The organism is Bacillus sp. FSL R5-0709 (genome assembly GCF_038004785.1).
GTDB lineage: Bacteria > Bacillota > Bacilli > Bacillales > Bacillaceae_G > Bacillus_A > Bacillus_A mycoides.
The window spans coordinates 3,277,976-3,293,163 of the sequence record NZ_JBBORT010000001.1; the positions used below are offsets into that span (position 1 = coordinate 3,277,976).

Below are 15,188 nucleotides of genomic sequence, written 5' to 3' on the forward strand. Positions count from 1 at the left end.
GTTAGTAGACGAATATCCTTTCAATTCTTTCGGAAAATTAATACGATTTGAAAAGCGCAACTAAACAACTGAAGGGGCGTTTTTTTATTGCTACATTTTCACTGATTGTTCTTTTTGATAAATAATTTCACCATCAATAATTGTTGTTTCTACTTTTAAATCTTTAATTTGGTTTGGATTGACACTTAAAATGCTGTCATTTAATATAACTAAATCCGCCAGTTTTCCGGCCTCTATGCTTCCTTTTATCTCTTCTTCAAAACTCGCATAAGCACCATTCCATGTGTATAGTTTAATAGCTTCCATTACGCTTATAGATTGATTAGCACCAACCTCTATTCCAGACTTAGTTTTTCTATTGACAGCAACATGAATTCCTAATAAAGGATTATAGTCAGTAACTGGTGCATCCGAACTACCTGCTGCAATGATGCCACGATCAATAAAATCACGAGCAGCGTACATGTGATTAACACGATCACCATAGTGCTCTACATATATCTCTCCGAATTCATATGGAAATGGAGGATTTGGAATAGGAATCATCTCGAGTTTTTTCATTCTCTCTTGTAAATCTGGTGAAGAAATTCCCGCATGCTCGATTCGATGACGGTGATTTTTTCTTGGTGATTCCTCTAGCGCCCTTTCTACACAATTCAAATACATTTCAATAGCTTTATCACCTTGTGCATGTACAGTGATTTGATAGCCTTTTTTATGCGCTTCACCTAAAACCTTATAGATTTCTTCCTCACTATAATAAAGAATGCCGTAATTGTTAGGGTCACTTGAATATGACTTACGGGTTGCAATTGTAGGCCCCGTGCTACTTCCATCTGTAAACAATTTAGCTGGTCCGATTTTGAATCTTTCATCTCCGGTACCAGTTACCACACCAGCTTCGACCATTTTATTAACAAATTCATGAGAGTTATTTATTTGACATATCATTGCATATATTCGGACACGAATATCCCTACTCTTCACAGCTCGTTGTAGTAAACGAAAACTCTCCGGTCCATCTCCACCTGCGTCATGTATACTTGTTATGCCAGCTGCAACGAAATGATCTGATGCAATTTTCACAGCCTTCATCATTTCACTTTCTGTATAACTTGCAACCTCGCTCATACTCATATTTGCTGCTTCAATTAACTTTCCTGTAAGCCTTCCTGCCTGATTCTTTTCAATAACTCCCCCACTCGTATCCGGTGTGTTCTCGTTAATTTGCGCAATTTCTAATGCTTTACTGTTCACCACGCTTATGTGGTGACAAGTACGAGTTATAATAATAGGATGTTCAACTGAAATTTCATCCAGCTCAGTAATTGTTGGATAACGCTTTTCCTCCACAGCGGTTTCATTAAAGCCCCAAGCACGTATCCATTCACCTTTTGGCGTTTCTAAGGCCTTCTTTTTCAGATCATCTAATAAAGCATCGATAGAATCAATATGTTCAGCTTTACAACTGACAGCCAACTGATTTAGTCCATGAGAAATGATGTGGAGATGGGAATCAATGAATCCAGGAAGAAGCGTTTTCCCTTGCAGGTCAATTACATCCGTGTTTTCTCCTATAAAACTCTTAACCTCCTGATTTGAGCCAACAACTACGATTTGATTATCTTTTATTGCGACAGCTTCGACTACTGCATTCTTTTGGTCTACTGTAATAACTTCTCCATTTATCAATACAACATCAGCTTTCATAAACTCAACCCTTTCGGAATTACTCTTTTCGAGTAATTCATTCAGTATTTAAAGTTACATCTCCTAATAGGCTCATCCGCTTTTTAACAAGATTTATCAATAATTAATTAAAGTTGAGCTAAACATTCTTTCATTGTTTTAACGATAAAAGTAAAGTCTTCCTCTGTGATGCTTAATGGAGGAGCAAGCTGTAAAATATTATTGTAACCTGCAACAGTGTCACCATTTTTACCAATAATTAGACCTTTTTCTTTACAAGCATTGATGACTTTGTTCATCTTTTCAATGGAAGCCGGTTCTTTTGTTTGCTTATCTTCCACTAGTTCAATGCCTAAAAGAAGGCCCTTTCCGCGAACATCCCCTACGTTTGGATGCTCTTTTACATCCTCTAGCTCATATAACAGTCGTTCACCCAATTCTTTGGAACGTTCAATGAGTTTCTCATTCTCCATAATTTCTAAATTCTTCAAAGCTAAAGCGCAAGCAGCAGGATTTCCTCCGAACGTATTTACATGGCGGAAGCGATCATAATCATCACTACCTACGAATGCCTCATAAACCTCTCGTCTAACTGCTGTTGCTGACAAAGGAAGATACGCACTTGTAATACCTTTTGCCATTGTTATGATATCTGGTTTGACGCCATAATTCATAAATCCAAACGGCTTCCCTGTTCGTCCAAATCCACATATAACTTCATCACAAATGAGCAACGCACCGTGCTTCTCGCAAATTTCTTTTACTTTTTCCATATATCCATCAGGAGGCATTAAAATTCCACCCCCAGTAATGATTGGCTCCATAATCACACCGGCTACTGTTTGGCTTAACTCCCATGCCATGACACGATCGATTTCCTCAGCACTTGCCAGTGTATGAACATCCTCTGGATTTCGATACGTATCAGGCGGTGCTACATGCAGGAATCCTTGCCCGAGTGGTTCATATTTATACTTTCGCTGTGCTTGACCTGTTGCTGCAAGAGCTCCCATTGAGTTACCATGATAAGCGCGGTAGCGTGAAATAAACTTATAGCGTCCATGATCACCTTTTTGTTGATGATATTGACGAGCAATTTTAAACGCTGTTTCATTCGCTTCCGATCCACTGTTAGAAAAGAAAATAACGTATTCATCATCAAGCCATTCATTCAATTTTTCTGCTAATTTAATAGCAGGAACATGACTTTGAGTCAGAGGGAAATACGGCATTTCTTCAAGCTGCTCAAACGCCGCTCTTGCAAGCTCTTTTCGGCCGTATCCAACATTCACACACCAAAGACCAGACATACCGTCTAAATAACGGTTTCCATCAATATCCGTCACCCATGCCCCTTCTGCTTTTGTGATAATTAAATTCGTTGGACTAGGGGCTGCTCCTCTCATCGCATGCCAAAGGTACTTTTCATCTGTTTTTTTCAAACTTTGTGTTTGTTCTGTCGCTTGCACAATCACCAGCTCCATTCTATCTTTTTATGGTTTTACATCACTCTTTCAATAACGAGCCGTAAGCATTTTCTTGCGAGTATAGAATTCTACGCCATCTTTTCCATTTGCATGGAGATCACCATAGAAAGATTTCTTATAACCTGAGAACGGGAAGAATGCCATTGGAGCAGGAACTCCAAGATTAACCCCAAGCATACCTGCATCAATTTCTTCACGGAATTCACGAATAGCTTTCGCGCTATTTGTGTACAGACATGCACCATTTGCGAATGGTGATGCATTAGCAACATGAATCGCTTCCATCAAGTCTTTTACGCGTACAATAGAAAGAACCGGTGCGAAAATTTCATCTTGCCAGATTTTCATTTCCTCTGTCACGTTATCAAAAATCGTTGGGCCAACAAAATAACCTTGGCTGTTTGCTACATCGTCTTCACGTCCGTCACGAATAAGTGTCGCTCCCTGCTCTACACCGGATTGAATGTATCCGAGTGTCCGCTCTTTATGTACTTCACGAATAACGGGACCAAGGAAAACACCTTCTTCCAGACCATTACCAATCTTAATTGCATTAGCCTCTTGAAGCAGTCTATTAACGAGCTCATCTGCAACGTCTTCTTCCACGACAACAACAGCAGCTGCCATGCATCGTTCACCAGCTGAACCGAAGGCAGCACTTGTAATTTCTTTCACTGTAGAACTAAGGTCCGCATCTTTTAATACGATCGAATGATTTTTTGCCCCTGCAAGAGCTTGTACACGTTTACCGTTAGCTGCTGCTGTTTTATATATATACTCAGCCACAGGTTGAGAACCAACGAAAGATACAGCTTTCACATCCTCATTGTCAAGAATGCCGTTAACGACGTCATGTGCACCATGCACAATATTTAGTACTCCATCTGGAAGACCTGCTTCTTTAAACAGTTCAGCTATGCGATTAGCCAATAGCGGTGTTCTTTCAGATGGTTTTAATACAAATGTATTCCCGCATGCAATCGCGAGTGGAAAAATCCAGCATGGCACCATCATCGGAAAGTTAAATGGCGTTATTCCTGCGATTACTCCGATCGGATAACGATACATCCCTGATTCAACACCAGTAGCAATATCGGGAAGTTGCTCTCCGATCATTAAAGTGGGTGCGCCTGCGGCAAATTCAACACATTCAATCCCCCGCTGCACTTCACCGTATGCTTCCTTATAACTTTTTCCGTTTTCCAAGGTTACGAGTTTAGCTAACTCTTCCCAGTTTTCAATCAATAGCTGTTGATAGCGAAATAGAATCCGAGCACGCCGAGGCACAGCGACCTTTCTCCATGTTTTGAATGCTTCTTTCGCAGTTGCTACAGCTCTATCTAAATCTTCTTTAGTCGAAAGAGGCACACGAGCAATAATCTCTCCTGTTGCTGGATTTGGTACATCTTCAACTTGCTTACTTGTGGATTCTATCCATTGTCCGCCAATATAATTTTTCAACGTTTGTACATTTTTCATTACTACCATGGTGAAGCCTCCTATTTTAAGATAACCGTCCTATGTTATCGCCCTTAAAAAGAAAGCGCATTCATTTGACGGTATGTAAACTTATTTACATACATTTCTTCAACATTATTAATCTTATTCATTGAATACGCAGGAGCAGTCATCTGCTTAGCATTTGTCCACTCCCCAGTTCACATTATTTCAGATGGATCTCATGGTTCATCTTATAATTCTTTTTCAAAAATACTGGGCAATCCCATTCACAAACAAGGTCCTTGGCCAAGGAAACGATCCAGTCCTTTGTAATATGATACTTTTCCCCATCAACAGTAATAAACACTTCACCATCTGTCACATAGAAAACTTCCTGATCTTCTACATGCCACGTTCCTTTATTCGGTTCGCCTACCCACGGTTCCCATGCGTTGGCACCTAGTTGCTCTGCTTCTTCTGCTGTAAGTTTTTTCGCAAAAAACATGACAATCCTCTCTCTTTCGTATTGATAATTTTGAAGGAATAAGTCTATAAATCTACTGCCTTAACACTTGGATTTTTTAAACGTTTAAACTCTTTTTTCATAAAGTATATGGCAATGAGAACACCTGGAATTTCTGCAGCAGGAGCAGCGTACCATACACCTTCTACACCCCAGAATTTCGGGAAAATAAATAGAAACGGTAACATGAACAACAATATTTTGCTTACACTAATAAACGTTGCGGACCAGTTTCTCTCTTGCGATTCGAAATAACCGGAGATAAGCAGGCTAACTGCACTAAGCGTAAACAAACAATTGAATACAACTGTCGTCCAAATTCCCAGTTTTTGCAATTCAGGATTACCACCGGAAAAAAATGACACAATTGGATCTGCAAAAATGACTAGTATGGCTGTCACGATTACAAAGAAGGAAACTGTAAAAATGAGTCCCATCTTAATTGCTTGTTTCACACGATCAAGGTTGCCCGCACCGTAATTATAACTAATAATCGGTTGAAGCCCTGTCATCCCACCAAGAGCTGCTAAGGCGAGGAGATTTGTAATATAACCGTTTTGAATCGTGAAAGCTGCAACGTGTAGACCACCACCGTAGCTTTGCAGTAAGTTGTTGGTGAAAATAATTGCAATAAACATCATGAACTGACTCGAGAAAGATGCAAAGCCCGTCCAAACCACTTCACCAATCTTCTTGAGATTAATCATCATATCTTTCATTTTTGGCTTAAGTTTTGTTTTACCAAACCAGAAATAAAAGATTAGGAGAACAGGAATCGATTGCGAAATCGTATTAGCCCATGAAGAACCCATCATCCCCATGTCATACTTCACTACCATAATCCATTCCATAGTCCCAGCAACAACCGCTGCGACTAACCAACTGTTCATTGATAATATAGGCTTTTCATCGATATTAGCTAAAATACTTAATACAACGGCCAATATCGTTAATGGCAACGAAATCCATAGCAGTCGGCTATATTGCACCGCATACGGAAGTGCTTCATCACTTGCTCCGAATAAAATCATAATATCATTTTCAAAGACCAACCCAAGTATAGCTAACAAAGAAGACAGGAAAAGAGTAAACCATAAAGTTTGTCCCATAATACTTCTAGCTTCTTCGATTTTCCCTTTCCCCAGTCGAAGTGAAATGACCGCTCCGGCTCCCACACCTAAAAGAACACCAATCATACGGGTAATAACCATGACCGTAAATCCAATTCCGATCCCTTCGACTTCCAGCTCCTGAAAGCCACTGACGAAATAGCCATCAACAACCGATACAACTCCTAAAATTACGTTAGCCATAATTCCCGCCAAAGCAAACCGTAAATATAGTAACAGAATACTTTTGGTTCCTAGCACTGAATCATCCACCGGCTTATTCATTATTTCTGGTTGCTCTATTTTTGATGACGGACCGTTGTCCACTATTTTCATGAGCATATCCCCTTATAAATAATTTATATAGCACGTTTTGCTCAATTAATTCGCATACCACCCTACCGGATTTGCATGCTGGTGGATATTGATTTGCTTCGTTTCCATAAAGTGCTCCAGTCCGGCAACACCTAACGCTCTGCCGATGCCACTTTGCTTATACCCTCCCCAAGGACCTTCCACATAAGCGAGATGATAACTATTAATCCAAGTAATTCCCGCACGCAATTTACTAATGACACGTTTTGCCAGGTCCATATCTTCCGTAAATACAGCACCGGCTAATCCATAAATAGAATCATTCGCTTTTTGGATGGCATCTTCCTCATCTTTAAATTTCTGTACAACAAGGACTGGGCCAAAAATCTCTTCCTTCACAATACACATATTTTCATTTACATCAGCAAAGATTGTTGGTGCAATGAAAAACCCTCGATCGAGCCCATTTTCTGTTAAGCGCTTACCACCACAAACTAATTTTGCACCTTCTTCGATTCCTCTCTGAATATAATGTAAAACTTCATTCATATGAGACTCGTTTGTAAGCGCTCCCATTTCAATATTCTCACTTTCCCCGTTGCCAACTACAATTTTGTTCGCACGCTCGGCCAATCTTTCAACAAACTTATCATAAATAGTCTCTTGTACAAGTAAACGAGATGCAGCTGAACAAACTTGCCCAGCGTTGTGGAAAATACCAAACATCGCATTATCGACTGCGGTTTCAAAATCCACATCGTCGAACACAATAAGTGGAGATTTACCACCTAGTTCAAGTGTGATTTTTTTCATATTGCCTGCAGCTGCGCGCATAATACTTTGACCTGTTTTTGTTCCACCAGTAAAGGCAATTTTGTCGACATCATGGCTCTCTGCAAGCTCATTCCCAACCTTTGAACCAGGTCCCAATACTAAGTTTGCTACTCCATCCGGAAGTCCAACCTCTTCGATAATTTCAAATAATTTGAATACGCTTACAGGAGTGACGTCAGCAGGCTTAATTACAATTGTATTCCCTGCGGCAAGTGCAGGAGCAATTTGCCAAACAGCTAACATAAGCGGGAAATTCCAAGGTACAATAAGTCCACAAACACCAATCGGTTCATGAATAATAATCGTTTCTGAAGCATCATCACGAGTGTAAGATTCCTTTTTCATACCTTTAATCAAGTCAGCATAATAGCGGAAGCATTGAATCGATACAGGAATATCTACATAGGTTGTTGCACGGATAACCTTACCGTTATTTGCAGTTTCCAAACGGGCAATTTCAGCTGTATTCTCTTCAAGACGGTCTGCAATCTTATATAGATAGTCAGCTCTTTCATCAGCCGATAAATCCGACCAGATCCCGCTATCAAACGCTTTACGAGCCGCCTTAATTGCTATCTTCGCATCATCTGCTGATCCATGAGCAGACGTTGCGATAACCTCTTCGGTTGCAGGATTGATAATGTTTCGTCTAGCACCCGATAATGCTTCTACCCATTTCCCGTCAATGAACATGTTAATTTTCATAAACACCTCTCCTTTACGCGATAATATCTACCAGTTTGAAACCAATATGTGCTATATTGACCAGCATCGTTTTCTGATTATAGAATGGGAATGATTTAAGGCGTTCTTTTTCAAATCGATATCCACCTGCACTCCCCGTAACGATCCATTGTGCCAATAACTTACCAAACAATGTCGAGAGAGACGCGCCATGTCCCGTATAACCCGTTGCAAAATATGCGCCTTCTTTGGATCTACCGATAACCGGGAACGTATCAATTGTAACCCCGATAAATCCACCCCACCTGTAATCAATCTTGCTTCCTTCTAGTTTTGGCATTATTTTAACCATGGCATCGTAAACATTTTGATAAACAGCATCACCTAAGTTTGGACGAATATCGCCACCGCCAAATATGATCCGATTATCTGGTGTACGCCTGAAATAGTAAAGGAAACTGCTTGTATCAAAAACCATGCGATCTTTAGGAATGACGCTATTCACCAATGATTCTGGAAGCTGTTCAGTACCAATAATACGTGCCGAAATTGGCAGTACGCCTTTATTCAATTCAGCCATAATTTTTCCGGAGTAACCATCTGTAGCCACAATAATGTCTTTCGCTGTAACAGTACCTTTTTCTGTAATAACTTTCACACTATTTCGGCCGTACTCAATAGATAGTGCTTTCGAATGCTCAAAGATTTTTGCACCGATCGATTTAGCTGCTTCTCCCAAACCAATTGCATAGTTCAGCGGTTGGAACGAGTAACTCGAGTCGTCGACTAAGCAACCATAATATTGCGGGGAATCAATTTCTTGATGCAACTGACTTCGATTAAGCACGCTACAGTCATATCCAAAATTTTTGTTTAAGTATTCACTTTCAAGTTTCAACCCTTCAAAATGCTTGGCTTTGTAAGCCGCCACAATGTGACCTGTCTTTCTGAAGTTACAGTTGATTTGATGCTCGTCAATAATGTTTTTAACTAATTCAACACTAAGCAGAGAAAGATCGTTAAGCTGCCTCGCCTCTTCGGCACCATACTTCTTGGCAAGCTCCTGCATCGTTGACTTATAGCCTGGCAATACCATCCCGCCGTTGCGACCGCTTGCGCCATATCCGATTGTTTCCTGCTCAAGGACAATGACACTCTTCCCTAACTTTTGCAAATGATATGCAGAAGAGAGACCTGTGAAACCTGCGCCAATAATGACAACATCCGCCTCTTCATTTCCTTCAAGAGGTTTTCCTTTGTCATATCTGTTTGCAGTCGCTGTCCATAGTGAGAGTGTATCCATATGATCCATCTTATCCATAGCTAATCCTTCTCCCTTCGTGACATGTATGTTACAATACAGTCAAAAATATTCTTAATATTCAAACTTATTGAGTTAATAATATGACTTAGAGTTTCCTCCAAGTCAATAGCTATTTGAGAGTTTTTTGAATTCATTTTGCGAAAAAAGTGGAGTAACTCCACTTTTTTCATTGGGGGGTACATCTATGAAAATTGGTACATTTGCGAAGCTTTTTCATGTTACGACTGATACCGTTCGTTATTACATTGAACTAGGATTATTAATACCAGACAAAAAAAACACTCAGTATCAAATGAACCAATTGTGTTTCGACGACATGGCTTTTATTACTGAGCTGAAAAAATTTCATTTTTCATTGATAGAAATCCAACGAATTTTATCATATCGACGTGTCACAAACTTCTCGGACCATGAGGATATCGACTACTACAACAACTCGCTCATTGATAAAAAGGACGAGCTAACCAAGAAAAAAGAAGACATATCAAAAGCTATCCAATTGATTGAAAAAGCGGTTCAAACTAGCTCGCCTTCATCCAAAGAAGAAAGTATTACAGGAATCCCGCTTGACTTTGTAAATTTTCTCTATTGTCCAAAATGCCGCATTCCACTTGAAATGAAAGATGTAACGATTAAAAAAGTCTACATTCACACGGGGAGTTTAACTTGTAGCTGTGGATACGAAGCAGCTATCGAGGAGGGTATTATCATTACCGCGAACTTGTACGAGACGTCTCCTTATCCATCTTATTTTTACGATAAAGAAACGATTAAAGAGATCAATCCCAAAATGATTAACTTATTTGAAAAAAGTAATTTTCGATTTCAAAAAGTTCTACAAAATATAGATTTGAAAAACAAATTAATTGTGGAAACAAACGTTGATGCTTTTGTATCACTACCTAAATATATCGATGTTCTTGAACCAAGCGCAAACTATGTATTCAGTGGCTATTCGCTTGCAATGCTCAAGAAGGTGAGAAATAGAATTGAGCGTGTGAATCCGAAGCCACGCGTCCTTTATATTTTGAATTCCGATTTAAATCTACCATTGAAACCGCTTAGCATCGATGTTTTTGTGGATAGTTTTACAATAACTGATTTTTCACTGCTCAACCCAGAGTTCCCAAGTCATGTTCTAAAAAACTATTTACATAACAGTTCAACAATTGTCGGTGGATACTCGTATTATGATAACTCGGCCAAATCCTTGAAAAATATTTCAGCCTTATATCCAAATTCCCATGAGCATATTTTACATCCAAAATACTTAGAAGAAAATTTATCAGTTAACGGATTTCAAATCATGCAAAATGAAAATATCGGTTACTGTACAGATCCAGGACCTTATTTCGATTATCATGTAAGAGACGAAAAATTCCACATGCTCATGTATTTGGCTAATACGAAACAATAGCACAAAAAGCGCCATCACAAGTGACGGCGCTTTTTCTATGTAAGAGCTACTAGAAGGTACCCTTCTAGCCTACTCCCATTTATAAGTCCAAAACTGTTCAAGTTGCAGCCATTTTAATGTTGCTGCGTCTTTGTTTTTTATTTTTGCATGCGTTTCTTCTAGCATCGCTTCCGTTTGTGAACGATGCGCGCCTAGTGCAGCTAATTTATGTTCAAATACTTCACTAATATTATTTACAACATCCGGTTCACCGAGTACTGCTTCGCGATTTCTCGTAATCGCAACCGCATGAATGGCTGGACGTTCTTCTTTAGGCATACGTGATACAGCGCGAACTACAGCGCGGCCAAATGCATCATGATCCGGATGTACGCCGTGTTCTGGATAAAATGTAATAATTCGAGATGGATTTACTTCTTGAATAATCGCTTCGATTTTATCGGCAACAAAATCAACATCTTCAAATTCTAACGTTTTATCATGGAAACCGAGCATTCTTAAATCTTGAATCCCCATCGCTTCACATGCATCTTTTAATTCTTTTTCACGTATATTTGGAATCGTTTCACGGTTAGCGAATACGTTTTTCCCCATGTTACGTCCCATTTGTCCAAGAGTACCACATGCGTACGTTACAGGTACTCCTTGATCTGTTAATAAGCGAATTGTTCCTCCCGCAGCAAATGCTTCATCATCTGGATGCGGAAATACAACAAGTACATGTCTCTCCATAAGTTTCCCTCCTTCTTACTTAAATGGCGTTAAGCTTAGCTCAAGCGCTACCGCTAAGCGGCCTTGGTTATCATGCCCTGCTAGTAATAAACGCTCTTTATCGTCTACTTCCCAGTGCGTAATGCCTTCTGCATATACCCAGCCATGATCCATTTTCAAACCAACTCGGTATGGGTTTGTTCCAGTTATTTTCCCACGCTCAAAGCGAATAATTGCATTTCGAATGAATGCTCCTACTGTCATCATCTTTTCATTAAAGTGTGACGCATACGCTCCATTCGTCGTTTCTAAATGAATATATACATCTTTATTTACAAAACGTTCAATTTCATTTTGAATAAGAGAACTATCTTTTACTATTTCCATCGGAATTCACCTCTTTAAACCATTTTACGCAAAAATAATGTAAATTGCTATCTCTATATTAGAGGACAACGCCCACTTTTCCTAATAATTTGCACTGTGTTTTTTATATTTTTTATATGATATGTAAAAATCACATTTTTTCCTTCACTTTGTTAAATAGTTTTCTTTCTTTTTTGAATTTGCTACAATATATTTTATCCCGTATTAATACAGCGAGATACATTTCGACAATTGAATACATACTTTAAAGAAGGTGACATGATTGGAACAATCAGCACATGAAGTAGCAAATTGGCAATATTATTTTACAATTGCCGTATTTTTAGTCACGTACGGTTTTATTATTTCTGAGAAATTGAATCGTGCTGTAATCGCACTATTCGGTGCTGCTATTATGATTATTTTTGGAATTGTAGATTTACATACTGCTTTCACATCGCATATTCAATGGGAAACGATTACCCTTTTAATTGGGATGATGATTCTCGTACATATTACGAGTCAATCAGGCGTATTTGAATTTGTAGCCATAAAAGCAGCAAAAGCAGCTGGCGGAAAACCAATCCGCATTTTATTATTACTATCCCTATTAACTGCTGTCGGTTCTGCATTTTTGGACAACGTAACAACCGTATTATTAATCGTACCTGTTACACTATCCATTACACGTATTTTAAAAGTAAATCCTGTTCCTTATTTAATTTCAGAAGTACTATTTTCAAATATAGGCGGAACAGCAACATTAATTGGTGACCCGCCGAACATTATGATTGGATCAGCTAATAAGCATTTAGACTTTAATGCCTTTTTACTAAACTTAGCTCCAATCGTAATCATTATTTCTATCGTTACACTTGGCATTATTTACTTCATGTATCGCAACAAACTAAAAACAACGCCTGAGCAAATCGAAAAGCTAATGGCATTAAATGAAAAAGATTATATTAAAGATCAGAGCCTCCTTTTAAAATCCATTACGATTTTAGGACTAACTATTTTAGGCTTTGTACTTCATTCTATTATTCATGTAGACGCTGCCGTTATTGCGATGACAGGTGCTACACTTCTTATGTTAATCGGTGTGAAAGAACATGATATTGAAGATGTATTTGCCCACGTTGAATGGGTAACAATTTTCTTCTTCGCTGGACTATTCGTTCTCGTTGGCGGATTAATTGATATCGGACTTATTTCTTCACTCGCAAAAGAAGTACTCGACGTAACAAATGGCGATATCGGTTTCGCTGCTATACTTATCTTATGGGTATCTGGCATCGCATCTGCGACAATTGATAACATCCCATTTGTCGCAACGATGATTCCACTTATTCAAGATTTAGCTACAGGACTCGGACTATCTGTCGATTCTCCGCAAATTGAAGTACTATGGTGGGCGTTATCACTTGGAGCTTGCCTAGGAGGCAACGGAACATTAATTGGAGCATCAGCAAACGTAGTCGTTGCTGGTATTGCAAAACGTGAAGGACATGGGTTCTCTTATATGGACTTCTTAAAAATCGGTTTCCCCTTAACGATCATTGCGCTATTGTTATCACATGCTTACATTTATTTACGTTATTTAATGTAGAAGTTGTATTGCATGAAATTATGTCGTCAAATAAAAAAGGTTTGCAGCACTATGCTACAAACCTTTTTTCATCACCAAAATATACCTATAATTGCTAATCCACCTAAAATCATACCACCAATTTGTCCGATGATTGTTGGTGATAGTTGAACACCTTTTCTCACTTCAACAACTGGTCTTTCGTGCCTTAGTTGCTGCACTTCACTTTGAAGTTGATGTACACTTCCGTGTAGTTCTTTAATTAGTTCTTTTAATTCAGCGACCTCTTCATTTACTGGCTTACTTTTTTCTAAGTTCATCTCGCATAACTCCTTATAAATTCAATCAGTTCACTGTGAATTTTCGCCAATTATCGTTATATCTCCTGCATACTACATATATAATATGGAATGTACCTTTATTAACAAGACCCTTTTAAGAACAAATTTAGATATTTTAGAAAGACAACTTTCATTAGTTCTTTATATATATATAGGACTAATATATTCAACAATTCTATTCTTTATAGTTTCTTTTTCATACAAAAAGCTTCACTAAAATTTAGCAGGTGTACCTTGATGAAAATACATTTGCCATCTTCCTTCTCTAAATTTCCATATCGAACTACGTAACGAGTGTTGATTATTCATTTCATTGAATATTTGATAAGTAGTTAATGCTACATCTTTGGATAATGGATGTACTTCAAAATCACTCAAAGTCATTTTTACCACACCAATTCCATTTTTATCGATATCCTCATTTTTATATAAAACTTTACCAGAACTCCCAAACTCAAAAAAATCAGCGGCAAGTATCTTTTTAAGCTCCTTTTGAGATGTGCGAACCCCTGGTTTAAGTAATCGTTCCTCTAGCTGATATAAACACTCTCTTAATGAAGATAAACCTTCCATTAGTACACTCCTCCGCTCATCATTACCCAAATATTACAACTTTTCACTCTACACTACACAATTATTCTGTATGTTTTTGCTAGTTCTGCAGCTCTATCCATTCATCACGCAATATCCCCATAATCATACGATCAAAACACTTTCCATCTCTTTGAACTGCTTCCCTCATACATCCTTCCATCTGAAATCCCACCTTTTTATACAGTACAATGGCTGCTTTATTATAAGAAATAACATCGAGACCGACGCGGTGTAGATTCATTTCATAGAACGCATACTTTAAAATAAGATGCACTGCTTCTCTCCCAAACCCTTTTCCTCTATCATTTGCCTCTCCTATACCAATTGCTAATAGACCTGTTCTGTTATTCCACTCTATGCCGTGAATTGCAACAAAACCAATTAAGCGATCATCTTGAACTGTTCTTAACATGAAAGAAACACTATTCGATCTCCGTCCCTTTAATAGCCCATCACTCGCTATTTCATGTAACGATTGCGGGAATGCCAAGTCTGTATCTACATTTCTTAAGTACTCACTATCCTCTTGCCACATAGCCATTACTTCAGCATCTGCTTCTCTAATAGCTGATAACTTAATAGTTTTATTTTGAAAAAGATTCATCGTCATCTAAAACTCCCCCTTTTTTAAATAGCGGGGACAATAATTCTAGCCTATTTATCCCGCATTAACGGGCAGTAAGACTCCCACCTCAAAATTCAGCTGGAGCGAAGAAGTTAGGTGGGAGTCGGGCTGCCCGTAAACGCCCGATTGGTGAAGGCTAAT

General features: G+C 38.6%; 14 protein-coding genes. 2 read left to right on the forward strand and 12 right to left on the reverse strand.

All coding sequences use genetic code 11. The annotated features are described in order from the left end of the window. Nucleotides 1–90: 90 nt before the first annotated feature. From MKX37_RS16765 to MKX37_RS16795, 7 genes are all read right to left on the reverse strand, one after another. Complete coding sequence (locus MKX37_RS16765; protein ID WP_002128391.1) at nt 91–1,710, reverse strand: amidohydrolase; 1,620 nt, start codon at nt 1,708–1,710, stop codon at nt 91–93. A 107-nt stretch (nt 1,711–1,817) separates the two neighbouring features. Continuing rightward, on the reverse strand, nt 1,818–3,173 hold the full coding sequence (locus tag MKX37_RS16770; RefSeq protein ID WP_176112559.1) for an aspartate aminotransferase family protein: 1,356 nt from the start codon (nt 3,171–3,173) through the stop codon (nt 1,818–1,820). Between the two features lie 30 nt (nt 3,174–3,203). Then, on the reverse strand, nt 3,204–4,664 hold the full coding sequence (locus MKX37_RS16775) for a CoA-acylating methylmalonate-semialdehyde dehydrogenase (RefSeq protein ID WP_078422209.1): 1,461 nt from the start codon (nt 4,662–4,664) through the stop codon (nt 3,204–3,206). A 175-nt stretch (nt 4,665–4,839) separates the two neighbouring features. Continuing rightward, nucleotides 4,840–5,121 carry a cupin domain-containing protein gene (locus tag MKX37_RS16780; protein WP_002128394.1) on the reverse strand — a complete coding sequence of 94 codons (282 nt, stop codon included), beginning with the start codon at nt 5,119–5,121 and terminating at the stop codon, nt 4,840–4,842. Nucleotides 5,122–5,165: 44 nt separating this feature from the next. Continuing rightward, nucleotides 5,166–6,584 (reverse strand): MATE family efflux transporter, encoded by a 1,419-nt coding sequence (locus MKX37_RS16785; protein ID WP_078203380.1) that lies wholly within the window; start codon nt 6,582–6,584, stop codon nt 5,166–5,168. Nucleotides 6,585–6,629: 45 nt separating this feature from the next. Continuing rightward, a complete protein-coding gene (locus MKX37_RS16790) occupies nt 6,630–8,102 on the reverse strand; it encodes an aldehyde dehydrogenase family protein (protein WP_002128396.1) in 1,473 nt (490 codons plus the stop codon). Nucleotides 8,103–8,115: 13 nt separating this feature from the next. Beyond that, nucleotides 8,116–9,402 carry an NAD(P)/FAD-dependent oxidoreductase gene (locus tag MKX37_RS16795; protein WP_002128397.1) on the reverse strand — a complete coding sequence of 429 codons (1,287 nt, stop codon included), beginning with the start codon at nt 9,400–9,402 and terminating at the stop codon, nt 8,116–8,118. Nucleotides 9,403–9,589: 187 nt separating this feature from the next. Here MKX37_RS16795 and MKX37_RS16800 point away from each other — a divergent pair, with 187 nt between their 5' ends. After that, nucleotides 9,590–10,822, forward strand: a complete 1,233-nt coding sequence (locus tag MKX37_RS16800; RefSeq protein ID WP_002185253.1) for a MerR family transcriptional regulator — start codon at nt 9,590–9,592, stop codon at nt 10,820–10,822. Between the two features lie 69 nt (nt 10,823–10,891). Here the strand turns inward: MKX37_RS16800 and bshB2 are convergent, their stop codons facing one another. After that, entirely contained in the window at nt 10,892–11,554 is a 663-nt protein-coding gene (bshB2, locus tag MKX37_RS16805; RefSeq protein ID WP_000439465.1) for a bacillithiol biosynthesis deacetylase BshB2, read from the reverse strand. 15 nt (nt 11,555–11,569) lie between these two features. Beyond that, nucleotides 11,570–11,920, reverse strand: a complete 351-nt coding sequence (locus tag MKX37_RS16810) for a YojF family protein (protein ID WP_000407039.1) — start codon at nt 11,918–11,920, stop codon at nt 11,570–11,572. Nucleotides 11,921–12,182: 262 nt separating this feature from the next. Between MKX37_RS16810 and MKX37_RS16815 the strand changes: the two genes are divergently transcribed. Continuing rightward, a complete protein-coding gene (locus MKX37_RS16815; RefSeq protein WP_002014220.1) occupies nt 12,183–13,508 on the forward strand; it encodes an ArsB/NhaD family transporter in 1,326 nt (441 codons plus the stop codon). Between the two features lie 71 nt (nt 13,509–13,579). Here the strand turns inward: MKX37_RS16815 and MKX37_RS16820 are convergent, their stop codons facing one another. From MKX37_RS16820 to MKX37_RS16830, 3 genes are all read right to left on the reverse strand, one after another. Further along, nucleotides 13,580–13,807 (reverse strand): hypothetical protein, encoded by a 228-nt coding sequence (locus MKX37_RS16820; RefSeq protein WP_002033458.1) that lies wholly within the window; start codon nt 13,805–13,807, stop codon nt 13,580–13,582. Nucleotides 13,808–14,041: 234 nt separating this feature from the next. Beyond that, nucleotides 14,042–14,401, reverse strand: a complete 360-nt coding sequence (locus tag MKX37_RS16825; RefSeq protein ID WP_002128400.1) for a nuclear transport factor 2 family protein — start codon at nt 14,399–14,401, stop codon at nt 14,042–14,044. Nucleotides 14,402–14,480: 79 nt separating this feature from the next. Then, complete coding sequence (locus tag MKX37_RS16830) at nt 14,481–15,032, reverse strand: GNAT family N-acetyltransferase (protein WP_016127362.1); 552 nt, start codon at nt 15,030–15,032, stop codon at nt 14,481–14,483. Nucleotides 15,033–15,188: the final 156 nt, after the last annotated feature.

Coding starts and splice junctions, on each gene's coding strand:
- MKX37_RS16775 (WP_078422209.1), bottom strand. CDS start 4,664: ATGGTAGTAATGAAAAATGTACAAACGTTGAAAAATTATATTGGCGGA.
- bshB2 (WP_000439465.1), bottom strand. CDS start 11,554: ATGGAGAGACATGTACTTGTTGTATTTCCGCATCCAGATGATGAAGCA.
- MKX37_RS16780 (WP_002128394.1), bottom strand. CDS start 5,121: ATGTTTTTTGCGAAAAAACTTACAGCAGAAGAAGCAGAGCAACTAGGT.
- MKX37_RS16825 (WP_002128400.1), bottom strand. CDS start 14,401: ATGGAAGGTTTATCTTCATTAAGAGAGTGTTTATATCAGCTAGAGGAA.
- MKX37_RS16820 (WP_002033458.1), bottom strand. CDS start 13,807: ATGAACTTAGAAAAAAGTAAGCCAGTAAATGAAGAGGTCGCTGAATTA.
- MKX37_RS16785 (WP_078203380.1), bottom strand. CDS start 6,584: ATGAAAATAGTGGACAACGGTCCGTCATCAAAAATAGAGCAACCAGAA.
- MKX37_RS16830 (WP_016127362.1), bottom strand. CDS start 15,032: ATGACGATGAATCTTTTTCAAAATAAAACTATTAAGTTATCAGCTATT.
- MKX37_RS16795 (WP_002128397.1), bottom strand. CDS start 9,402: ATGGATAAGATGGATCATATGGATACACTCTCACTATGGACAGCGACT.
- MKX37_RS16810 (WP_000407039.1), bottom strand. CDS start 11,920: ATGGAAATAGTAAAAGATAGTTCTCTTATTCAAAATGAAATTGAACGT.
- MKX37_RS16765 (WP_002128391.1), bottom strand. CDS start 1,710: ATGAAAGCTGATGTTGTATTGATAAATGGAGAAGTTATTACAGTAGAC.
- MKX37_RS16790 (WP_002128396.1), bottom strand. CDS start 8,102: ATGAAAATTAACATGTTCATTGACGGGAAATGGGTAGAAGCATTATCG.
- MKX37_RS16800 (WP_002185253.1), top strand. CDS start 9,590: ATGAAAATTGGTACATTTGCGAAGCTTTTTCATGTTACGACTGATACC.
- MKX37_RS16770 (WP_176112559.1), bottom strand. CDS start 3,173: ATGGAGCTGGTGATTGTGCAAGCGACAGAACAAACACAAAGTTTGAAA.